Below are 21,173 nucleotides of genomic sequence, written 5' to 3' on the forward strand. Positions count from 1 at the left end.
ACCGCCCCCGCGGGAAACTCACACGTTCGGCGGCGGTCCGTCGATCGGACGGCCGATCAGTCCGGGCCGCTGCTGCCAGGGCGCCGGGCCGGCCGGCGGCCGGTACTGGACGCCGAGCGCGTCGAGCCTGCGGTAGTGCTCCGTCATCCGGTCCTCGAAACCGTCGAAGTCCCGCTCGGCGGAGGGCGGGAGCGCACTCCAGGCCACCTCGGCGAACGCGGCCAGGCGCGGGAACACCTGGTAGTCCACGCGCGAGGGGTTCTCCATGACCTCGGTCCACACATTGGCCTGGGTGCCGAGCACCCGGCGGGCCTCCTCGCGGGTCAACTCCGGCGGCACCGGCTCGAAGCGGTAGACGTCCTCCAGCGTGCGGACGAACCCGATCGGTACCGGCTCGTCGGGGCCGCCGTGCTGACGGTGGTCCAGGTACACCTGTTGTTCCGGGCACATGACGACGTCGTGACCGGCGCGCGCGGCGGTGATGCCGCCGCCGTAGCCGCGCCAGGAGGAAACCGCCGCGCCGGGTGCGAGGCCGCCCTCCAGGATCTCGTCCCAGCCGATGAGCCGCCGGCCGCGCTCGGAGACCCAGGTGTCGAAGTGGCGGATGAACCAGGACTGGAGCTCGTCCTCGTCCTTGAGGCCCAGTTCCCGGATGCGGGCCTGCGCCGCCGGGGACTCCTTCCACTGGTCCTTGGGGCACTCGTCGCCGCCGATGTGGATGAACGGCGAGGTCTCCACGGGGAAGAGGTCGAGCACCTCCTCCAGGACGCCCTCGTAGAAGCGGAGCGTGTGGTCGGTGGGGGCGAGGATGTTGGGGCTGACGCCCCAGGTGTCCCAGACGGAGAGCGCGGCCGTGTCGATGACGTCCGTGTTCCCGAGCTCCGGGTAGGCGGTGATGGCCGCCTGCGAGTGGCCCGGTACGTCGATCTCCGGGATGACGCGGATGTGCCGGGCTGCGGCGTAGGCGACGATCTCGCGGATGTCGTCCTGGGTGTAGTAGCCGCCGTGCGGCTTGTCCTCCCACAGGGGGGAGGCCCGGTGGCCCCACTTGGTGCGGGAGCGCCAGGCGCCCGCCTCCGTGAGCTTCGGGTAGCGCTTGATCTCGATGCGCCAGCCCTGGTCGTCCGTGAGGTGGAAGTGGAAGACGTTCAGCTTGTGCGCGGCGAGGAGGTCCAGGTAGCGCAGTACGCCTTCCTTGGGCGTGAAGTGGCGCGAGACGTCGAGCATCATGCCCCGCCACCCGAAGCGCGGCGAGTCCTCGACGGTGACCGCGGGCAGCGTCCAGCTCCGGGCCGGGTCGACGGGCGCCCGGCGGTGGGCTTCGGCGCCGAGCAGCTGGCGCAGGGTCTGGGCGCCCCAGAACACGCCGGCCCCGCTGCCACCCTCGATGCGGGCGGTGGGCGCCGCCACGGTCAGCCGGTAGCCCTCCTGCGGCAGTTCGGGGTCGATCGCCAGCGCCAGTCGGTCGATCAGGGCGCCGTCGCCGTCACCGGCGGGTGCTCCGTCGGCGGGGGCCTCCCCCAGCGACAGTCCGGTCGCCGCACCGAGGTACGTCCGCAGCCACCGGGCGGTGTCCTCGGTGCCCGGTCCGGTCTCCAACAGCGTCCCGGCGTGCAGCGCGAGGCGCTGGTCCCCGGCGTGCGCCAGGCGCAGCGGGGCGGGGATCAGCGCCCCGTCGTGCGCCGGGGCTCCGGTCCGCTCGGTCGCGTTCGTCACGGCGTCACCCGTCATCACGTCACCCGTCCCCGCATCAGTGGTGGAATCACTCGTGTCATCCGTTGTCCGTCCGCCCTGCACTGAGCGTCCGTCCCCTCTCCGGTCCCCGGTTCCCTGGTCGTCGGTGGTCGTGGTCGGTGGTGTCATCGCGCTCGTCTGCTCGTCTGCTCGTCGGTGCTGGCCGGTGCTCGTCGGGTGCCGCGGGTCCGGTCAGTCCTTGACCGCTCCCCCGAGCCCGGACACCAAACGGCGCTGCACGAGCACGAAGAAGATCAGCACCGGAATGGTCATCACTGTAGACGCCGCCATGATTCCGCCCCAGTCGTTCTCGTCCGGCTTGAAGAAGACGAGCAGGGCCATCGGCAACGTGGATTGCGAGGTGTCGCTGATGATGAAGGACTTGGCGAAGAGGAAGTCGTTCCACGCGGAAATGAAGGAGAACACGCTCGTCGCCACGAGACCCGGGAACACCAACGGGAAGAGGATCTGCCAGAGGAATCGACTGCGGCTCGCGCCGTCGAGTGCGGCGGCCTCTTCCAGGGCCTCCGGAACGGCCTTCACGAAGCCCCTGAGCATCCAGATCGCGAACGGCAGCGAGAAGGCGATGTGCGGCAGGATCAGGGCGCCCAGCGTGTTGAGCTGACCGAGGTCCCGCATCAGGAAGAACAGCGGGATCGCGAGCCCTTCCACCGGCACCATCTGCGCGATGAGGAACATGATGAGCAGGGTGGTGCGGAATTTGAAACGGAACCTCGTCACCGCCGTGGCGGCGAGGAACGCGATGATCGCGGACACCAGGACCACGGATACCGCGACGATGAGGCTGTTGAGGAAGTAGCGACCGAAATCCTGCTGCCCGAAGAGCCGTTGGAAGGAATCCAGCGAGGGGTTCAACGTCCAGGGACGGGCCTCGGTCGACTCGATCTCCCCGGCCGGCTTGAAGGCCGAGAGGACCATCCAGTACAGGGGGAACGCGACCACCGCGGCGACCACCAGGGCCGTCAGTTCGGCGGCCAGCCGCCAGGGTCGCTGGATCAGTCCGCCGCCCAGCCGAAGCCGACGCCCGCCGCCGCTCCCGCCGCGCTCGGGTGTCCCGTCCGCCGGGGAACCGTCCGCGCGGTCCTCGGCGGGGGCGTCCACCAGGGTGCCGGGGCCGCCGTCGCGCGGGGCGTCCGCGTGGCCGCCCTCCACCGCCGTGCCGCTCACAGTTCCTCCCCCTGGCGCCGCAGCAGCCGCAGATAGACGAGCGTGACCACGAGCAGGATCAGCAGCATGACCACGCCGATGGCGGAGCCGAGGCTGTACTGCGAGGACGCGAACGCCTTTTGATACGCGTACACATTGAGGACCATGTTCTGGCCGGCGATGCCGCCGCCGTTGGTCATCACGTAGATCTGGGTGAAGACCTTGAAGTCCCAGATGATGGACTGGATGGTGACGACCACGAGGATGGGGCGCAGCATCGGCATGAGCACCGACCGCCAGATCCGCCACTGCGAGGCGCCGTCCAGCGACGCGGCCTCCAGCACTTCGGAGGGCACCGCGCGGATGCCCGCGTAGACGGTGACCATCACGAACGGGAACGAGCACCAGACCACTTCGAACAGGACCAGCGCGAAGGCGCTGAGCCGGTCGTAGGTCCACGAGTGGTCCCCGAGCCCGAGCACCTTGTTGACGGGGCCGAAGTCGGGGTCGAACAGGAACACCCACACCGTGGAGCCGGTGACCGCGGGGGTCGCCCAGGCACCGAGGGCCGCCATCATCAGGGCGAGCCGGGGCACGGCCCGGATGCGGGTGAGCAGGACGGCCAGCGCGCAGCCGATGGCGAGCGTGGAGACCACGCAGGCGGCGGCGAACAGCACGGTGGCCAGGAGGACCTGCCAGAACTGTTCGTCGCGGAAGAGCGTGGCGTAGTTGTCGAACCCCTTGAAGGTCGTCGGTTCGCCACCGCTGACCTGGGCCTGGGTGTACTCCAGGAAGGAGATCAGACCGAGCTGGTAGATCGGGTAGACGAGGAGGCCGGCCAGGACGACCAGGGCCGGCGCGAGGTACAGCCAGGGTGTCCAGGCGGAGCGCCCGGGGCGCCGGGGCGGCCGGGCGCCGGACCTGTTCGGCCGGCGCCCCCGCCCGCGCAACGCCGTCGGGGGCTTGTCGACGGTGATGTCGTGCGTCATGGGTCAGGACTCTCGGTTCAGCCCGCGGAGGAGAAGGCGTCGTTCATCTTCTTCGCCGCGTCCTTGGAGGCGGTCGCCACGTCCTTGCGGCCGCTGACCACCTCCTGGAACATCGTCGGCAGCACCAGGGAGGCGTCGATCTGGCCCCAGGCGGGCGACGCGGGCACGAACTTGGCGCCCGAGGCGAGGGTGTCGATGAAGGGCTTGATGAACGGCTGCTCGGCCGCGGCGTCCTTGCGGACGTCCGTGAAGGTGGGCAGGAAGCCCATCGCTTCGAAGAGTTCGCCCTGGGTCTTCTTGCCGGCGATCTCCTTGACGAGGTTCACGGCGAGGGTGCGGCGCTCGGTGCTCTTGAGGACGCCGATGTTGTTGCCGCCGGCGAAGGCGGGGGCGATGTCGCCCTCCTTGACGCCGGGCAGCGGGACCACGGCGTACTTGTCCTTGACCTTGCCGGCTTCCACCGCGGCGTGGCTGAAGTCGCCGCCGATCGCCATGCCCGCCTTGCCGGAGGCGAAGGCGGTGACGGTGTCGTTGCCGCCCATGCCCGCACACTTGGCGGCCGGACAGTTGTCGTCGCCGAACAGCGAGGTGTACGCCTTGATGCCCTTCTGGGAGGCGGCGCTGTCGAGGGCGGACTGGTACTTCCCGCCGCTCTCCGAGGCTATTTCGCCGCCGTTGGACCAGAGGAACGGCATGGCGCCGTACGTGTACGCGCCGCCGACCGCGAGGCCGTAGAGCTCCGGCTTGGCCTTGCGGATCTTCTTCGCGGTGCTGATCAGCTCGGCCTGCGTCTTGGGGACGGCGAGGTCGAGTTCCTTGAGGATGTCGGTGCGGTAGTACAGGGCGCGCACGCCGACGAAGTAGGGGGCGCCGTAGACCTTGCCGTCGACGGTGACCGACTCGCGGGCCGTGGGGTCGGTGTCCTTGGCGTCGGCCCAGTCGCCGAACTCCTTGGTGATGTCGGCGAGCCCGCCGTCCTTCACGTAGCCGGCGGTGTCGGTGTTGCCGTACTCGACGATGTCCGGGGCGCTCTTGGGGTCGTTGAACGCGGCCTTGATCTTCTCGGCGCGGGTCTCGACGGGGATGTACTCGACCTTGACGTCGGCGCCGTCGTTGGCCTTCTTGAAGGAGTCGATGGCCCGGTTGACCACGTCCTCCTTGGGCTTGTTGTTGACCTCCTGGAAGAGCCAGACGCGCAGGGTGCCGGACTTCTCGTCCTTGTCGGACGAGTTGTCCGAGCTCTGCGGGGCGCAGGCGGTCGCGGTCAGGGCGGCGACGGTCAGTGCGGCGAGGGCGGCGGACCGTCGACGCTGGCCGGGCGTTGCCCGGTTCATGAACTTCTGCGGGAGCTTCATCGAGCGGTCCTCCGAGTTCACGTTGCAATATGCGCAACGAGTGTTTCGCGGTGCACAACAAGACGGAGGCTAAGGCGGTTCCCTGGGTTCATCAAGGGTTCAGCGGGCGGTCTCAACCAGTCCGTGACCGGCGAATGCAGGGTGCGCAACGGGGTGCTGTGCTTTGTGGCGTTTTGATCCCGACAGGTCTGGACCATTGGGACGTAGCCCTCGCCGGGCCGGCGTTCACTCTGTGGGGGTGCGCCGTCCCGTGCGGGTGCGTGGTCGTTTCGCGCAGTTCCCCGCGCCCCTATCGGGGTGCGATCACCCTGCGGTGCGCCGTCCCGTGCGGGTGCGTGGTTGGTTTGCGCAGTTCCCCGCGCCCCTGATTCGCCCGCTGTGCGCTGTCCTGCCGAGGGGGGACCGCGCACCCCTGCCAGAGTGCCCCGATAGGGGCGCGGGGAACTGCGCGAAACGACAGCGCACCCGCACGGGACAGCGCACCGGACGGTGAAATGCGCGTGGCGGGGCCCACCGAAGGGCCCCGCCACGCAACTCGTTCCGTACCGAAGGACGGACCTACTTGCCGTCCTTGCCGTTCTTTCCGTCCTTGCCGCCGATGCCCATGGACTCGTAGATCTCCTTGCACATGGGGCACACCGGATACTTCTTCGGGTCGCGGCCCGGCACCCAGACCTTGCCGCAGAGCGCGACGACGGGAGTGCCGTCGAGCGCGCTCGCCATGATCTTGTCCTTCTGGACGTAGTGGGCGAAGCGCTCGTGATCACCGTCACCGTGCGAAGTCTGCGGCGTCGGCTCGACGAGGGTCCCCGTACCAGTCCCGCGCTCGGGCTCGGGCTCAAGAGTGCTCATAGCTGCCAAGGGTACTGAAACCCGGGGGTATCCGGTCCCACGGGCGCCGGGGTGCGGGTCCCGTCCCCGTCAGTTGAGGGACGGGTCGTCCGGATAGGTCGCCACCATCGCCAGCTCGCTGCGCTGCCGCCGCAGGACCTCCCGCCACAACCGTTCGGGCACCGGCGAGGACACGTCCCCGGGCTCCGACTCCACGACGTACCAGGCGCCCTCGCGCAGCTCCTCCTCCAACTGGCCGGGGCCCCAGCCCGCGTACCCCGCGAAGATCCGCAGCGAGCCGAGGGCCGCGGCCAACAGCTCCGGCGGGGTGCCCAGGTCGACCAGGCCGATCGCGCCGTGCACCCGGCGCCAGCCGAGCGGCGCCCGCTCGGCGGAACCGCCGCCGGGGATCACCGCGACGCCGAGCGCCGAGTCGAGCGAGACGGGGCCGCCCTGGAAGACGACGCCCGGCTCGCCGGCCAGTTCGGCCCAGTCCTCCAGGATGTCGCCGACGCCCACCGGCGTCGGGCGGTTGAGGACCACGCCGAGCGAGCCCTCCTCGTCGTGGTCGAGGAGCAGCACCACCGCGCGGTCGAAGTTGGGGTCGGCCAGGGCGGGCGTTGCCACGAGCAGCCGCCCTGTGAGCGAGGACACCTCGGTCATGGAGGACATGATCCCGCATCTTCCCCGCCCCGGGGGCGTCAACTCCCGGACCGGGACGTGCGCTGTCCGCCCGCCCGCTGACGGGTTTGGGCGGCGGACGCCGGAGGTCACCCCGTGTGCCCGAATGACCCCGGTTCGTGTTGTGGCGAAGTCATGACGGACCCGTGGCCGCAGCGGGCTTACAGAAGGGGGGTGCGCGGCCATTACGCTAGCTGCTCGGCCCCCTGCCCGTCTCACTCGGAACGCGAGATACATGACCGTCAACGACGATGTCCTGCTTGTCCACGGCGGAACCCCGCTGGAGGGCGAGATCCGTGTCCGCGGCGCGAAGAACCTTGTGCCCAAGGCCATGGTCGCCGCCCTGCTCGGCAGCGGTCCCAGCAGATTGCGCAACGTTCCGGACATCCGTGATGTCAGGGTCGTCCGCGGTCTGCTCCAGCTCCATGGCGTGACGGTGCGCCCCGGCGAGGAACCGGGCGAGCTGGTGCTCGACCCGACGCACGTCGAGAGCGCGAACGTCGCGGACATCGACGCCCACGCGGGTTCCTCACGCATCCCCATCCTGTTCTGCGGCCCGTTGCTGCACCGGCTCGGCCACGCGTTCATCCCCGGCCTCGGCGGCTGCGACATCGGCGGCCGTCCGATCGACTTCCACTTCGACGTGCTGCGGCAGTTCGGCGCGCGCATCGAGAAGCGCGACGACGGCCAGTACCTGGAGGCGCCGCAGCGGCTGCGCGGCACCAAGATCCGGCTGCCGTACCCGTCGGTCGGCACGACCGAGCAGGTGCTGCTGACGGCGGTGCTCGCCGAGGGCGTCACCGAGCTGTCGAACGCCGCGGTGGAGCCGGAGATCGAAGACCTGATCTGCGTGCTCCAGAAGATGGGCGCGATCATCGCCATCGACACGGACCGCACGATCCGCATCACCGGTGTGGACAAGCTCGGCGGCTACACCCACGCGGCGCTCCCGGACCGGCTGGAGGCGGCCTCCTGGGCGTCCGCCGCGCTGGCGACCGAGGGCAACATCTACGTCCGCGGGGCGCAGCAGCGCTCCATGATGACGTTCCTGAACACCTACCGTAAGGTCGGCGGCGCCTTCGAGATCGACGACGAGGGCATCCGCTTCTGGCACCCGGGCGGCACCCTGAACGCCATCGCGCTGGAGACGGACGTGGCCCCCGGGTTCCAGACCGACTGGCAGCAGCCGCTGGTGGTCGCGCTGACCCAGGCCACCGGGCTGTCTATCATCCACGAGACGGTGTACGAGTCGCGGCTCGGCTTCACCTCGGCGCTGAACCAGATGGGCGCGCACATCCAGCTGTACCGCGAGTGCCTGGGCGGTTCGCACTGCCGGTTCGGGCAGCGCAACTTCCTGCACTCCGCGGTCGTGTCCGGGCCCACCCGGCTCCAGGGCGCGGACCTGGTCATCCCGGACCTGCGGGGCGGGTTCTCGTACCTGATCGCCGCGCTGGCCGCGCAGGGCACCTCCCGGGTGCACGGGATCGAGCTGATCAACCGGGGTTACGAGAACTTCATGGACAAGCTCCAGGCGCTCGGCGCGAAGGTGGAGCTGCCGGGCGGGGCCCCGCTGAGCGACTGAGCGGGCCGTACACGGTCGAGAAGGGCCCCGGACGGTCGTCCGGGGCCCTTCGGGTGCCGCAGGGCGTTCCTGGCGCCTCGGTGGGCGGTACACGCGCCTCGTGGGCCCGTGCGGGCCGCCCCGGGGTCCTCGTGCGCGCCGCCCGGGCGCCGGACGGGGGGGCCGGGGACCGGACGGGCGGTACGGAACGCGACGGGGCGGCACCCTGGCCCGGGTGCCGCCCCTTTCGCCTGTGTGGGTCCCGCGCCGTCTCCGGCGCGGGCACGGGCCGCCTTACTTGCCCTTGGCGGCTTCCTTCAGCTTGGACCCGGCGGAGACCTTCACGCTGTACCCGGCGGGGATGTTGATCGGCTCACCGGTCTGCGGGTTGCGGGCGGTGCGAGCGGCACGGAGGGTGCGCTCGAAGGTCAGGAAGCCGGGGATGGTGACCTTCTCGTCGCCCTTGGCGACGATCTCGCCGACCGTCTCGGCGAACGCGGCCAGCACGGCGTCGGCGTCCTTGCGGGTCACCTCGGCGCGGTCGGCCAGCGCGGCCACCAGCTCACTGCGGTTCATGTTTGTACTCCCGTGTTCATCTTGCCGTTGAGGCGTGAGATCGAAGCCGATGCTGCCAGGTTCCTCGGTCGGGCCCCTGACCCGGGTCCGTCGCCGGACCCTCGCGCCCAGAGAGGCATCCTGCCCCCACCTGCGGCGGGAACGCCAATCCGGCACCCCTGGGAGTCACACGAAAAGCGCCACCGCCGCGAAACGGTGACGCTCCGTTCGGTCCCGGAAGCGGAGCGCAGGGGGCTGTTGGGTCGGCCGGTCCCCTGCTGGCCGCAAGCCTAAGCGGGGGGTCGGCGGTCGGTTTTCGCGACGCGCCGACCCCGTGGGTTCCTCCGGGTGGCGGTCAGCCCCGCTCGGCGGCGGCAGCAGCGGCCTTGGCGGCCTGCCGGACGGCTCCGGCGACCGCCGGGGCGACCTTGTCGTTGAACACGCTCGGGATGATGTAGTTCGGGTTCAGCTCGTCCTCGGTGACGACGCCCGCCAGCGCGGTGGCGGCGGCCAGCATCATGTCCGTGTTGACGGTGTGGGACTGCGCGTCGAGCAGACCGCGAAAGACGCCCGGGAAGACCAGCACGTTGTTGATCTGGTTGGGGAAGTCGGAGCGGCCGGTGGCGACCACGGTGGCCGTCTGACGGGCGATCGTCGGGTCGACCTCAGGGTCCGGGTTGGCCAGGGCGAAGACGATGCCGCCGTCGGCCATCGCGGCGACGTCCTCGCCGCCGAGGACGTTCGGGGCGGAGACGCCGATGAAGACGTCCGCGCCGCGCACGGCCTCCTTCAGGGTGCCGGTGAGGCCCTCGGGGTTGGTGTTGTCGGCGATCCAGCGCAGCGGCGACTCGGAGTCGGCGGACACCAGGTCCTCGCGCCCGCCGTGCACCACGCCGTGGATGTCGGCGACGACGGCGTTCTTGACCCCGGCGGCGAGCAGCAGCTTGAGGATGGCGGTACCGGCGGCGCCGGCGCCCGACATCACCACGCGCACGTCGCCGATCGCCTTGCCGACCACGCGCAGGGCGTTGGTGAGGGCGGCGAGGACGACGATGGCGGTGCCGTGCTGGTCGTCGTGGAAGACGGGGATGTCGAGGGCCTCGCGCAGCCGTGCCTCGATCTCGAAGCAGCGGGGCGCGGAGATGTCCTCCAGGTTGATGCCCGCGAAGCCGGGGGCGATGGCCTTGACGATCTCGACGATCGCGTCGGTGTCCTGGGTGTCCAGGCACAGCGGCCAGGCGTCGATGCCGGCGAAGCGCTTGAAGAGGGCGGCCTTGCCCTCCATCACGGGCAGCGCGGCCTTGGGGCCGATGTTGCCGAGGCCGAGGACGGCGGAACCGTCGGTGACCACGGCGACGGAGTTGCGCTTGATGGTGAGCCGGCGGGCGTCCTCGGGGTTCTCGGCGATGGCCATGCAGACCCGCGCCACCCCGGGCGTGTAGACCATGGAGAGGTCGTCGCGGTTGCGAATGGGGTGCTTGGACTGCATCTCGATCTTGCCGCCGAGGTGCATGAGGAACGTACGGTCGGAGACCTTGCCGAGGACGACGCCCTCGATGGTGCGCAGCTTGCCGACGATCTCCTCGGCGTGCGCGGTGGAGGTCGCGGCGATGGTGACGTCGATGCGCAGCTTCTCGTGGCCGGAGGCGGTGACGTCGAGGCCGGTCACCGAGCCCCCGGAGGACTCGACGGCGGTCGTGAGCTGCGATACCGCGGTTCCGCTGGCGGGCACCTCCAAGCGGACCGTCATCGAGTAGGAGACGCTGGGCGCCGTTGCCATGGCCGACTTCCTCTTCTTCCCTCTGTGTCGCGTGCACGTCGTCGTGTCACGTGCGCGCCGCCCGGCGGGGCCGGACAGCGCCTTCCGATGGTCGCACCTACCGTCGGGTACGTGGTAGCCGCCCCGTATTGCGAAGCTTTTGTTCACGCAGCCGGACCGTTGTTTACGGAAGTTCTCTTCCAGCATACGGAATCCGCCGGGGCCGCCGAGAGGCCCGCGTCACAGCCGAGAGGCCCGCGTCACGAAGGACGCGGGCCTCTCGGTCTTGCTGGACGACACCGACCCGCCATGCTCGCCTCGCGGCAAGTGGTCGCTCGTAGCGACGAAGGTTGGGCCCGGGGGCTTGGATCGGGCCGGTGTCACGTCCACGGTAACAAAGGATCCCCGCAAGGCAATTCCCGTCGCCCGGGTCCGCCCCGCATCAGGCCGAACGGACGGTGCCGGGTCACCCTGGGGAGTGGGCCTCACTCCCTCAGCAGGTCGGGAACACCGTCCGGATCGGGTTCGTCACGCGCCCCGGACAACACCGTGAGCTGCTGGGTCGCGCGGGTCAGCGCCACGTAGAGCACCCGTAGCCCGGCGGGCGACTCGTCGGCGATCTCCGCCGGGGACACCACGACCGTGGCGTCGTACTCCAGGCCCTTGGCCTCCAGGCTGCCGAGGGCGACGGCCCGGTCCCCCAGCCCGGCGAGCCAGCGCGCGGCCTCCGCCCGGCGGTTCATGGCCACGACGACGCCGACCGTGCCGTCCACCGCGCCGAGCAGCCGTTCGGCCTCCGCGCGCACGGCGGCCCCGAGCCCCTCGTCGCCGACGGTCGCGAACCGGGGCCGCAGGCCCGTGGAGCGCACCGCGGACGGCGAGGTCGCGCCGGGCATCGCCAGGGCCAGGACCTTCGCGGCGAGCTCGGCGATCTCGGCCGGGTTGCGGTAGTTCACGGTGAGGGTGAAGCGGCGGCGGGGGCGGCTGCCCAGCGCCTCGTCCCGGGCCTCGGCCGCCTCGTCCACGTCCGACCAGGAGGACTGCGCCGGGTCACCGACCACGGTCCAGGTCGCGTGCCGTCCGCGGCGGCCCACCAGCCGCCACTGCATGGGCGTGAGGTCCTGCGCCTCGTCCACGATGACGTGCGCGTACTCGACCCGTTCGGCGGCCAGTCGCTCGGCCCGCTCGCGGCGGGACTCCTCGCGCACCGGCATCAGCTCCTCCAGGCCGGTGAGCTGGTCCAGCGGGTCGGCCTCGCGGCGCTGGCGGGGGCGGGCGGGGGTGCCCAGGATCGCCTGGAGCTCGTCGAGCAGCGCCACGTCGTGGACGGAGAGCGCGCCGCGGCTCAGGGAGCGGGCCACCCGCCGTGCCTCCCCCGGGTTGAGGATGCGGCGCGACCAGCGGGCGAGCCGCTTCTCGTCGCCCATCGCGGCCAGCACCCGGCGGGGGGTCAGCTCCGGCCACCAGGCGTCCAGGAAGCCGGTGAAGGAGTCCTCCGAGGTGACGTCCTCGTCGAAGGAGGAGCGCAGTTCGGCGGCGAGTTCGGGATCGGTGTGCCGGGAGGCGGAGCCGGACTGCGCCCACAGCGCGTCCAGCAGCAGCCGGCGGGCCCGCGGGCGCAGCAGGTTCACCGGGGCGGTGCCGCCGAGGGCGGCCTCGCGGATGCGGGCGAGCCGGTCGGCGTCGAGTTCCAGGCGGCGGCCGTGCGCGACCACCCGCAGTCGGTGCGTCGAGACATCAGCCGCAGCCGCTGCCGGGGGCGTTTCCAGGGCGCCGCGGGCCGCCTTGCGCAGCACCCGCACCATCCTGGACGAGCCCTTGACCCGGGCGGTCGCCGGGGCGTCGTACACGGTGGCCTCGGCGCCGTCGACGAGGTTGCCGAGCGCCCGGATCGCGACCTGGCCCTCCTCGCCGAGCGAGGGCAGCACGCCCTCGGTGTAGGCGACCAGCAGCGGGGTCGGCGAGACGATCAGGATGCCGCCGGCGTAGCGGCGCCGGTCCTGGTAGAGCAGGTACGCGGCCCGGTGCAGCGCGACGGCCGTCTTGCCGGTGCCGGGCCCGCCCTCGACCAGGGTGACGGAGGCGGCGGGGGCGCGGATCACGAGGTCCTGTTCGGCCTGGATCGAGGCGACGATGTCCCGCATGGTGTGTCCGCGGGCCTGACCCAGCGCGGCCATCAGCGCGCCGTCCCCGATCACGGGCAGTTCGTCGCCGTCGAGGTAGGCGGTCACCTCGGGGCGCATCAGGTCGTCCTCGACGCCGAGGACCTTGCGGCCCCGGGAGCGGATCACCCGGCGGCGGACGACCCGGCCGGGTTCCACGGGCGTCGAGCGGTAGAAGGGCGCGGCGGCGGGCGCCCGCCAGTCGATGACCAGCGGGCTGTAGTCCGCGTCGAGGACGCCGATCCGACCGATGTGCAGGGTCTCCGCGATGTCCGCGACCTGGCGGGCGGGGTCCTCGGGGTCGACGCCGATGACGCCGTCGGCCGGTTCGACGGAGGTGTACGCGCCGTCGGGCCCCCGCTGGCCGTCCTTGCCCTCCAGCAGGTCGATCCGACCGAACAGGAAGTCCTCGAACTCGTTGTTGAGACGGTTGAGATGCGCTCCGGCGCGGAAGACCTGCGCATCGCGCTCGGCGAGTGCGCCGGGCGTGCCGACCTGGCTGAGCCTGGCCGCGTCCCGCATCAGGAATTCGGCGTCCTGGATCTTCTCCTCAAGGCGTCGGTAGACCTGGTCGAGATGATCCTGTTCGACACCGATCTCGCGTTCACGGACCGAGTCGAGAGCGGCGTGCTGAGCGGCCACCGGGCCCCCTTCTGACGTGCATGGCAGCCGTCCACCGTACGCCACCGGACCCGCCGGGCGCCACGCGCCGCCGCCCTCGGGAGACGGGTCCGCCCGCCCGGCCCCGTCGTCCACCGGCGTCGCCCGCCGGACCCGTCCCGCCGGGCCCGTCCCGACCGCCCGCTCCGTGGGGGCTTCCGGCGCCCGGGACGACAAGACGCCCGGACGCTGCCCCGCGCTGCGGGGTGTGCCGGGCGTACGTGCGCGGGGGCCGGTGTGGGGGGCCGGTGCGCGGGGGCGGCCGGGTGAGGGAACCCGGCCGGCACTGAGGAGCGGCCGTCGGAACTACGCCTCCACCTTCACCAGTTCCTTCCCGTCCAGGGTCCGCACCTCGAAGTGGCTGATGTCCTCACGAGCCATCGCGGCGCCGCCGTGCACGTACAGCGGGTTGCGTGCCTCGCGGCGCTCGGCGCCGGCGATCCCGTACCCCCAGGTGGGCACCGACCAGGTGGTCACGGTCTCGCGTTCGCCGTTCTTGCCGACGGCGATCAGACTGCACTTCTCGGGGCCCTTGACGTTCTTCAGCTCCAGCACGGTGTGGGTGCCCCACGCCTTGTGTTCCATCCCGACGGTGGCGGTGATCTTCGTCTTGACGTCGGTCGCCACCACCTTCTCGTCCATGTGGTGGAAGAAGGCGTCCTCCGCCGGGCTCGTCGGGCGGGTTCCGTGGCCGGCGGTGGGCGGCGGGGCGTCCTGACCGCCGGTGGCCGCGACGACCGCCAGCGGACCCCCGACGATCAGGGCCGCCGCGGCGGCCACCAAGTACAGTCCGCGGCGCTTCTTGCGGATGCGCCGGGCCGCGACCTCGTCGACCAGCCGCTCCGCGAGCCGGGGGCTCGGCCGCGTCGTGAGCTGCCGGGCGACCGCCGGGTTGCCGGCCGGGAGCCCGGGGGCCGCCGGCAGATCGGCGAGGGCGGCCAACATGGGTTCCATGCCGGCCAGTTCGTCCAGTTGGCCGGCGCACCACTCGCAGCCGGCGAGGTGGTTCTCGAAGGCGCTCGCCTCGTGCTCGTCCAGGATCCCCAGGGCGTAGGCGCCCACCGTCTCGTGGACGTCATTCGCCTCGTTCGGTGTCATGCCGTCACCCCCCGCTCCTCCAGTGCCAACTTCATCGAGCGAAGGGCGTAGAACACCCGTGACCGCACGGTCCCGCTGGGTATGCCGAGTGTCTGGGCCGCCTCGTTGACCGTGCGGCCCTTGAAATAGGTCTCGACGAGGACCTCCCGGTGAGCGGGCGTCAGGTCGTCGAGCGCGTCCGAAAGTGTCATCAGCCACAACGCCTTGTCGATCTCGTCCTCCGCGGGGATGACCTCCAGAGGTGACGGTTCGACCTCCTGCGGCCGGGCCTGCCGGCTGCGGTGGCCGTCAATCACGATACGTCGGGCCACCGTCACCAGCCAGGGGCGTACCGAACCCGTTGCCCGGCCCAGTTGACCGGCGTTCTTCCAGGCCCGGATGAGGGTTTCCTGGACCACGTCCTCCGCCCGCTGACGGTCTCCCGCGACCAGCCGCAGCACATAGGCGAGCAGGGGGCCGGCGTGCTCCCGGTACAGCGCGCGCATCAGCTCCTCGTCCGGTTCGGACGTGGGCTGGACCAATCGATGTCGGGCCCTTGGCGGGCGTTCATCGGCCACGGCTGAATCCTTGCGCACGCCTACCTCCGGTGTCCCCGATTCGACCGGGCGGGGCCCGACCGCTCGCTTGCACCCCGGGATACGCGCCGGGTCGGGAAGCTGTTCAACGGAGCTGCGAAGTGACCGCGCAACAGCGGGAGTTGTAGCGACGGGCGCACGGTGGGTGAGGGCTGGAACGGGGCATGTCCGGTTATGCCGGAGTGTGGCGGGCGGCGGCCAGGTCAGGCCCGGGCCACCTGGGCGCGGCGCCGGTGGCGGGCCACCCGGGTGCGGTTGCCGCAGCGTTCGCTGGAGCACCAGCGGCGGCGGGCGCCGCGGGAGGTGTCGAGGTAGACCCGCGAGCAGTCGTCGGCCGCGCACTCGCGCAGTCGGGCCCGCGCCTCGGGGTCGGTCAGCAGGTCGATGACGTCCCGGGCGACGAGCGCCAGGAGCGCGGCGCAGCCCGGGTCGGGGTGGAGGGCCCGGGTGAGGGTGCCGTCGTCGGTGCGCACGGCGCGCGGGGTGGGGGGCGCCGATCTGGCCAGGGCGTTGATCCGGGCGAGGGCGACGGGCAGCGCGGGATCGACCCGGGCCGCGAGTTCGGCCCGGACCAGGACCGTCACCTGGGTGCGGAGGTCACGGAACGCGGTGAGCCAGCGGGTGGTCGCGGTGCGCAGCGGGGTGCCCGGCGGGACGAGACCCGTCTCGGCGCACCAGGCGCGCAGGGCGTCGAGGGTGTCCAGCCGGTCCCCGGCGTGTGCGGTGTCCAGCAGGTCGAGGCAGGGGCGGCCGGCCGGGGAGGACGGCTCGGCGGATTCGGAGGGGAGCGGGGGCATGCGCGGTCACCGGCCCTTCACGGTGCCGTGGGCCAAGCGGTCGTCCCTACAGTGCCCGTCGGGGGGCGCCCGGGGAAGACCCCGCGCGGGGTCGCCGTGCGGCGGGCCGAGCGGGGGCTGCCGACCGGACGCCCGGGGCCGGGGGCCACCGTGCCGCCGGGGCGGGTGACCGCGTGACGCACCGGACCGTGGCCACCGTCCGGGCACCGGGGTGGGGTCGCCGGCCCGCGACTGACCCGGGCGGGGGCCACCGCACCAGCGGCCGAAGCGGGAACGACCAGGTTGCCGACCGGGGGCCCGCCGCGGTCGACCGGACCGCAGGGCGGACCGGAGCCGCGGTCACCCTCGCAGGTGCCCGAGGCGAACCAGCCACGCGTCTGACGGTCCGGAGCGGGGTCGCCGTGCGGCGGGCCGGGCGGGGGCTACCGGCCGGGTGCCGGGGGTCCGGGCCGTCGCGCCAGCGCCCGGAGCGGTCGCGTACCGGACCGTGGCCGTCGCGCCGGTGCCGGTACCGGCACCCCGTCAGGTGGCCGTATGACGGACCGCGGCCGAGGTGCCCGCGCCCGGGGCGGGTGCCCCTGTGACGCACCGACCGGGGCCGCCGCGCCGACACCCGGGGCCGGGGTCGCCGGCCCGCGACCGACCCGGGCGGGGGCCACCGCGCCAGCGGCCGACCCCAGAGCGACCGGGTGGCCGACCGCGGCGGGGCGGGCGGCACTCGTTGCCGGCGCCGGCATGGACAGGTGAGGGACCGGCGGGGCCGCCGCGCCGGCGAGCGGGGCCGAACGGTCACCGGGTCGACCGGAACCACGGGCGCCCCGCCGACGAGCGACCGAGTAGGACGCCCGCGTGACGGGCCGGTGCCGGGGGCCGCCGCGCCGGCGGTAAGGCCGCGACACGTCGGGCGGTCCGGAGCGGGTCGCCGTCCGGACGGGGCGCGGGCCCCGCCCCGGACCGTGGGGTCAGGTGCGGCGGCGCGGGGAGCCGCGGCGCGGCGGGGTGGTCGGCCAGAGCCGGGGCCGGCGCCGGGCGGCGACGTCCTCCAACCAGCCCACGGAGAGGATCATCAAGGCGATCAGCGGCCAGATCAGGACCAGCATCCAGAACTGGAAGGTGGCCGTGAGCACCCGCATCGAGCCCTCCGTCATGAACGGCAGGCTGTACAGCTCGGAGATCATCGGGATGGTGGCGACGATCAGGGCGTTGTGCCACAGGTAGATCGTCACGGCCCGGTTGTTGAACAGCGTGACGAGTTTGTCCCAACGGGCGAAGCGACCGGGCAACTGCTGCCAGGAGGGCGCGTAGACCAGCAGGATCGCCACCGCGCCGAACGACCAGGTGGCCTGGGCGAGCGGGATCTCGTTGAGGTCCATGCCGAACTTCGTCTGGTGGCCCGCGGCCCACCACAGGCCGAACGCCATGATGAACGCGGCGACCGAGATGGTGACGTAGCGCGGCAGCCGCCGCAGGACGCCCTCCTCGTGGGCGAAGCCGAGGGCCCAGCAGCCCGCGTAGACGGCGAAGCCCTCGATCGCGTAACCGGTCGAACCGGGGATCTCCACGAGGTCGGTGCCGACCACGGCGGTCAGCCCCAGGGGGGCGAGCATCGTGACCCAGGGGGCCCGGCGGAACGCCCACAACAACAGCGGCGAGGCGACGACCAGCCACAGGTACGTGCGCAGGTACCACAGGGGCCCGGCGGCGTACATGGCCCATTCCGGGTCCAGCAGCCCGCCCTCGTGCCCGACGCTGAGCGGGTAGACGGGCGAACCGACGGGCAGCAGGTAGTTGAGGAGCTTGATCCAGCCCCAGTTGCCCGTCTGGTTGGGGTCGTTGCCCGGGTCCCAGCCGGCCAGGAACATCAACGGCACGACCGCCGCGCCGAACAGCCACAGCGGGGGCAGCAGCCGGCGGACCCGGCTCTTGATCACTCCCCAGGCGGGGCGCTTGAGGGAGCGGGCCATCAGGGCGCCGGCGAGCGCGAACATCACGCCCATGGAGGGGAAGACGATCGTCAGCCAGGCCCAGCCGTAGATGTGGTAGACGACCACCCGGACCAGGGCGAAGGTGCGCAGCAGGTCGAGGTACCGGTCACGGCCCGCGGCCCGTTTGGTGGACGGCTGCGGCGACTCGTCCGGGGCCGGGGCCGGGGCCGGGGCCGCCGGCGCGGGCGGCGCGGCCGGGGCGGACTGGTGGGTGTCCCAGCCGGCGGTGACCCAGTCGGGCGTGCCGGCCCCGGGGCCCGACCCGGGCCCCTGCGGTGGGTACGTCATGCCACCGGCCTCCGGTCGCGCGCGTCGTCCGGCCGGGGCGCGCCGCCCGGGGCGGCGCCGACGACACCGGTGCGGCGCAGCTTCTGCCAGCGCAGTCGGCCGCCGGTCAGGGCGGTGATCCAGGACTGGAGCAGCACCACGTACATCAGTTGCCGGTACAGGATCTGTTGCAGCGGCAGCGAGATCAGGTGGACCATCTTCTCCCGGTCGAGCCGGAAGGCGTACGCCGCGCAGGCGGCCTGGATCGCGAGGACGCCCAGCCAGGCGACGACCGTCTTGCCGGTGGGCCCGAAGACGAGCCCGTACAGCAGGAACACGTCGATCAGCGGGGCGAGCAGCGGGCCGAGGACCATGAACAGGGAGACCAGCGGGAGTCCGACCCGGCCGAAGCGGCCGGAGGGGCCGCGCTCCACCAGGGCGCGGCGGTGCTTCCAGATGGCCTGCATGGTGCCGTACGACCAGCGGTAGCGCTGGGACCACAGCTGCTGCACCGATTCGGGTGCCTCGGTCCAGGCCCGGGCCCGCTCCGCGTAGACGACGTGCCAGCCGTCGCGGTGCATGGCCATGGTGATGTCGGTGTCCTCGGCGAGCGTGTCGTCGCTCATGCCGCCGACGCGTTCCAGCGCGGAGCGGCGGAAGGCGCCGACCGCTCCGGGGATGGTCGGCATGCAGCGCAGCAGGTCGTACATGCGGCGGTCGAGGTTGAAGCCCATCACGTACTCGATGTGCTGCCAGGCCCCGATGAGGGAGTCCCGGTTGCCGACCTTGGCGTTGCCCGCGACGGCGCCGACCTTGGGGTCGCCGAAGGGCTGGACGAGTTCACGGACGGTGGACGGCTCGAAGACGGTGTCGCCGTCCATCATGACGATGAGGTCGAAGCGGGCGTTGGCGATGCCGCGGTTGAGGGCGGCGGGCTTGCCCGCGTTGAGTTGCCGCACCACGCGCACGTTGGGCAGCCGCATGTCCTCGACGATGCGGGCGGTGCCGTCGGAGGAACCGTCGTCGATCACCAGGATCTCGATCGGGTGGTCGCTGTCCATCAGGGACCGGACGGTGTTCTCGATGCACTTGGCCTCGTTGTACGCGGGCACCAGCACCGACACCGGTTCGGTGATCGTCGGCCCCCAGCGGAAGTTCCGGCGGCGGACCTTGCGGGCGTGCAGGAACGACAGCAGGAGCATCAGCCCGAAGCGGGTGATGACGAGGAACCCGATCACGGCGAGGCCGCCGGCGAGGATGCCGGTGAGGTGCTCGGCGGCCTGGACCAGGAAGATCCACGCCTTGCCCTTCCACAGGTCGAGACCGCTGACGCGGGTGTGCGCGCTCGGCATGTCGAGGGCTTCGGTGAGGTGGGTGAACTCGTAGCCCTTGGCCTGGAGGTCGGGCACCATCCGGTCGAGCGCGGCGACGGTCTGCGAGCGGTCGCCGCCGGAGTCGTGCATCAGGACGATGGCGCCCTTGCCCGGCTTGGGCACGGACCGGCGGATGATCTCGTCGACGCCGGGCCGCTTCCAGTCCTGGCTGTCGGTGTTGTTGACGACGGTCAGGTAGCCGTGCCCGCCGATGTACTTGGTGACCGGCCAGTTGCGGTTGTCGAAGGCGTGCGCGAACGACGAGTACGGGGGCCGGAACAGGGAGGTGCGGATGTCCGCGGCGCCGGCGAGGGCGAGCTGGTTCTGCGACAGCTCCCAGTCGATGCGGCGGGTGGACTGGAGCGACAGGTCGGGGTGGTTGAAGGTGTGCAGCCCCACCTCGTGGCCCTCGTCCACCATCCGCTTGACCAGGCCCGGGTGGCGGGAGGCCATCGTCCCGGTCACGAAGAACACGCCGCGCGCGTCGTGCTTCTTGAGCGTGTCGAGGACCTTCGGGGTCCACTCGGGGTCGGGGCCGTCGTCGAAGGTGAGGACGATCCGGTCGTCCGGCACGCCGACGGTGTTGAGCTTGCCGCCCCGCACGTCGATCACCGGCTTGCCCTTGCGGATCGCGTCGGGGACCTGGTCGTTGTGGGTCGACGGGGCGATCCGGTGGTCCGCGAGGATCTCGCTGTGCACGTAGCCGCGCAGCATGAGCATGGCCATCAGCGCCGCCAGGACCAGGCTGGGCAGCAGATAGCGCAGGGGAAGGCGGCGGCGCCGGGGAGAGGCCCGGCGACCGCGCTTGCGGGACTTCATGACCGAGCGTCCTCCGGGGCCGCGAGGGGCTGGCCGTCGTCATCGGGTGACTCTTCCGGTTCGCCGCTCGGTGAGGCCGGGGCGGACGCGGAGGCGGTGGGCGGGGCGGTGCCGTCGCCGGGACGGTCGGTCGCGTCCGGTTCACGGACGCCACCGGTGATCGGCGGGCGACTGATCCCGATCTCGGGGCGGACAGGCGCGCCGCTGCGGGTGCCCGTGGGCTCGGGGTCGGGGGCGTCGGCGGACGCCTCGGGGGTGGCCGTGCCGGGATCGGCGGCCGGCGCCTGCGTACGGCCGCCGGCGGACGGGCCGGGGTCGGCGGCGGGTGCCACGGATTCCGCGGTCGCGGAGGCAGGGGCGCTGGACGGCGCCGAGGCCGAGGTGGAGGGCTCGGCGGAGGCGGAGGGGCCCGGGGAGGTGTCGACCTTCCCGGCGGGCTCGGCCTGGGTGTCGGGCATGGGCAGCCAGGGGGCGCTCGAATTGCCGGAGACGACCGTCGCCACGATGACGCACGCGTAGACCGCGCAGCCGATGACGACGGCCATGCCTATCCTGCGGTACAGCCGGCTGCGCCGACCCGTCTCGTCCACGAACACGGGACCGTCCGGGGCCACCGTCGTCTGGCGGGCCCGGGTGGTGGACTCGGACAGGAGTTCCCCCAGCTCCTCGCCGACGCCGTCCATCTGGACGGTGACCTCGTTCGGATCATGCGTCTGCCCAGGTTGGGTGTGTTCTCGCCAATTTTCCATGCGCGCGCGCATCCCCCCACACGAACTTCGTGAGCGCGCCGGCGACGTCGAGCACA

The 21,173-nt window shown here is 72.0% G+C and carries 16 protein-coding genes; 1 reads left to right on the plus strand and 15 read right to left on the minus strand.

Features of this window, described 5'->3' with window-relative positions; translation table 11 throughout:
• Positions 1–18: 18 nt before the first annotated feature.
• From ACFWIA_RS21965 to ACFWIA_RS21990, 6 genes are all read right to left on the minus strand, one after another.
• Entirely contained in the window at positions 19–1,731 is a 1,713-nt protein-coding gene (locus tag ACFWIA_RS21965) for a beta-N-acetylhexosaminidase (protein WP_387007629.1), read from the minus strand.
• Between the two features lie 195 nt (positions 1,732–1,926).
• Positions 1,927–2,766 carry a carbohydrate ABC transporter permease gene (locus ACFWIA_RS21970; protein WP_387007708.1) on the minus strand — a complete coding sequence of 280 codons (840 nt, stop codon included), beginning with the start codon at positions 2,764–2,766 and terminating at the stop codon, positions 1,927–1,929.
• A gap of 152 nt (positions 2,767–2,918) precedes the next feature.
• Positions 2,919–3,890: a carbohydrate ABC transporter permease gene (locus ACFWIA_RS21975; RefSeq protein WP_387007631.1), complete on the minus strand. Its 972-nt coding sequence runs from the start codon at positions 3,888–3,890 to the stop codon at positions 2,919–2,921.
• A gap of 17 nt (positions 3,891–3,907) precedes the next feature.
• Positions 3,908–5,224 (minus strand): extracellular solute-binding protein, encoded by a 1,317-nt coding sequence (locus tag ACFWIA_RS21980; protein WP_387007709.1) that lies wholly within the window; start codon positions 5,222–5,224, stop codon positions 3,908–3,910.
• Positions 5,225–5,803: 579 nt separating this feature from the next.
• Complete coding sequence (locus ACFWIA_RS21985; RefSeq protein ID WP_387007633.1) at positions 5,804–6,097, minus strand: DUF3039 domain-containing protein; 294 nt, start codon at positions 6,095–6,097, stop codon at positions 5,804–5,806.
• A gap of 69 nt (positions 6,098–6,166) precedes the next feature.
• Positions 6,167–6,739 (minus strand): YqgE/AlgH family protein, encoded by a 573-nt coding sequence (locus ACFWIA_RS21990; protein ID WP_387007711.1) that lies wholly within the window; start codon positions 6,737–6,739, stop codon positions 6,167–6,169.
• 253 nt (positions 6,740–6,992) lie between these two features.
• On the opposite strand from ACFWIA_RS21990, the gene murA reads away from it, so the two are divergent.
• Complete coding sequence (gene murA / locus ACFWIA_RS21995; RefSeq protein WP_385486863.1) at positions 6,993–8,339, plus strand: UDP-N-acetylglucosamine 1-carboxyvinyltransferase; 1,347 nt, start codon at positions 6,993–6,995, stop codon at positions 8,337–8,339.
• 273 nt (positions 8,340–8,612) lie between these two features.
• Here the strand turns inward: murA and ACFWIA_RS22000 are convergent, their stop codons facing one another.
• The 9 genes from ACFWIA_RS22000 to ACFWIA_RS22040 all read right to left on the minus strand — a co-directional run bounded on the left by ACFWIA_RS22000 (position 8,613) and on the right by ACFWIA_RS22040 (position 21,117).
• Positions 8,613–8,894, minus strand: a complete 282-nt coding sequence (locus tag ACFWIA_RS22000) for an HU family DNA-binding protein (RefSeq protein ID WP_385486861.1) — start codon at positions 8,892–8,894, stop codon at positions 8,613–8,615.
• Between the two features lie 334 nt (positions 8,895–9,228).
• Complete coding sequence (locus ACFWIA_RS22005; RefSeq protein WP_387007635.1) at positions 9,229–10,653, minus strand: NAD-dependent malic enzyme; 1,425 nt, start codon at positions 10,651–10,653, stop codon at positions 9,229–9,231.
• A 464-nt stretch (positions 10,654–11,117) separates the two neighbouring features.
• Entirely contained in the window at positions 11,118–13,463 is a 2,346-nt protein-coding gene (locus tag ACFWIA_RS22010) for a HelD family protein (protein WP_387007712.1), read from the minus strand.
• Positions 13,464–13,760: 297 nt separating this feature from the next.
• The gene (locus ACFWIA_RS22015) at positions 13,761–14,552 is read right to left on the minus strand and encodes a zf-HC2 domain-containing protein (RefSeq protein ID WP_387007637.1); all 792 of its coding nucleotides are present in this window, start codon (positions 14,550–14,552) and stop codon (positions 13,761–13,763) included.
• Positions 14,549–15,127, minus strand: coding sequence for a sigma-70 family RNA polymerase sigma factor (locus ACFWIA_RS22020; protein ID WP_387007639.1), 579 nt, complete (start codon positions 15,125–15,127; stop codon positions 14,549–14,551). The genes ACFWIA_RS22015 and ACFWIA_RS22020 overlap by 4 nt, the downstream gene beginning before the upstream one ends.
• Positions 15,128–15,330: 203 nt before the next feature.
• Positions 15,331–15,924: a CGNR zinc finger domain-containing protein gene (locus tag ACFWIA_RS22025; RefSeq protein WP_387007641.1), complete on the minus strand. Its 594-nt coding sequence runs from the start codon at positions 15,922–15,924 to the stop codon at positions 15,331–15,333.
• Positions 15,925–16,886: 962 nt separating this feature from the next.
• Positions 16,887–18,197, minus strand: coding sequence for an acyltransferase (locus ACFWIA_RS22030; protein WP_387007643.1), 1,311 nt, complete (start codon positions 18,195–18,197; stop codon positions 16,887–16,889).
• Positions 18,194–20,368 carry a glycosyltransferase gene (locus ACFWIA_RS22035; protein WP_387007645.1) on the minus strand — a complete coding sequence of 725 codons (2,175 nt, stop codon included), beginning with the start codon at positions 20,366–20,368 and terminating at the stop codon, positions 18,194–18,196. The genes ACFWIA_RS22030 and ACFWIA_RS22035 overlap by 4 nt, the downstream gene beginning before the upstream one ends.
• Positions 20,365–21,117, minus strand: a complete 753-nt coding sequence (locus tag ACFWIA_RS22040) for a hypothetical protein (protein ID WP_387007647.1) — start codon at positions 21,115–21,117, stop codon at positions 20,365–20,367. The genes ACFWIA_RS22035 and ACFWIA_RS22040 overlap by 4 nt, the downstream gene beginning before the upstream one ends.
• Between the last annotated feature and the right edge of the window lie 56 nt (positions 21,118–21,173).

The sequence above is a fragment of the Streptomyces sp. NPDC127068 genome (assembly GCF_042724695.1).
Classification (GTDB): Bacteria; Actinomycetota; Actinomycetes; order Streptomycetales; family Streptomycetaceae; genus Streptomyces.

Excerpts from the sequence above, each read along its gene's own strand:
- ACFWIA_RS21965 (WP_387007629.1), bottom strand. The coding sequence starts at position 1,731 with ATGACGGGTGACGCCGTGACGAACGCGACCGAGCGGACCGGAGCCCCG.
- ACFWIA_RS21975 (WP_387007631.1), bottom strand. The coding sequence starts at position 3,890 with ATGACGCACGACATCACCGTCGACAAGCCCCCGACGGCGTTGCGCGGG.
- ACFWIA_RS21980 (WP_387007709.1), bottom strand. The coding sequence starts at position 5,224 with ATGAACCGGGCAACGCCCGGCCAGCGTCGACGGTCCGCCGCCCTCGCC.
- ACFWIA_RS21985 (WP_387007633.1), bottom strand. The coding sequence starts at position 6,097 with ATGAGCACTCTTGAGCCCGAGCCCGAGCGCGGGACTGGTACGGGGACC.
- ACFWIA_RS21990 (WP_387007711.1), bottom strand. The coding sequence starts at position 6,739 with ATGACCGAGGTGTCCTCGCTCACAGGGCGGCTGCTCGTGGCAACGCCC.
- murA (WP_385486863.1), top strand. The coding sequence starts at position 6,993 with ATGACCGTCAACGACGATGTCCTGCTTGTCCACGGCGGAACCCCGCTG.
- ACFWIA_RS22000 (WP_385486861.1), bottom strand. The coding sequence starts at position 8,894 with ATGAACCGCAGTGAGCTGGTGGCCGCGCTGGCCGACCGCGCCGAGGTG.
- ACFWIA_RS22005 (WP_387007635.1), bottom strand. The coding sequence starts at position 10,653 with ATGGCAACGGCGCCCAGCGTCTCCTACTCGATGACGGTCCGCTTGGAG.
- ACFWIA_RS22015 (WP_387007637.1), bottom strand. The coding sequence starts at position 14,552 with ATGACACCGAACGAGGCGAATGACGTCCACGAGACGGTGGGCGCCTAC.
- ACFWIA_RS22025 (WP_387007641.1), bottom strand. The coding sequence starts at position 15,924 with ATGCCCCCGCTCCCCTCCGAATCCGCCGAGCCGTCCTCCCCGGCCGGC.
- ACFWIA_RS22030 (WP_387007643.1), bottom strand. The coding sequence starts at position 18,197 with ATGACGTACCCACCGCAGGGGCCCGGGTCGGGCCCCGGGGCCGGCACG.
- ACFWIA_RS22035 (WP_387007645.1), bottom strand. The coding sequence starts at position 20,368 with ATGAAGTCCCGCAAGCGCGGTCGCCGGGCCTCTCCCCGGCGCCGCCGC.
- ACFWIA_RS22040 (WP_387007647.1), bottom strand. The coding sequence starts at position 21,117 with ATGGAAAATTGGCGAGAACACACCCAACCTGGGCAGACGCATGATCCG.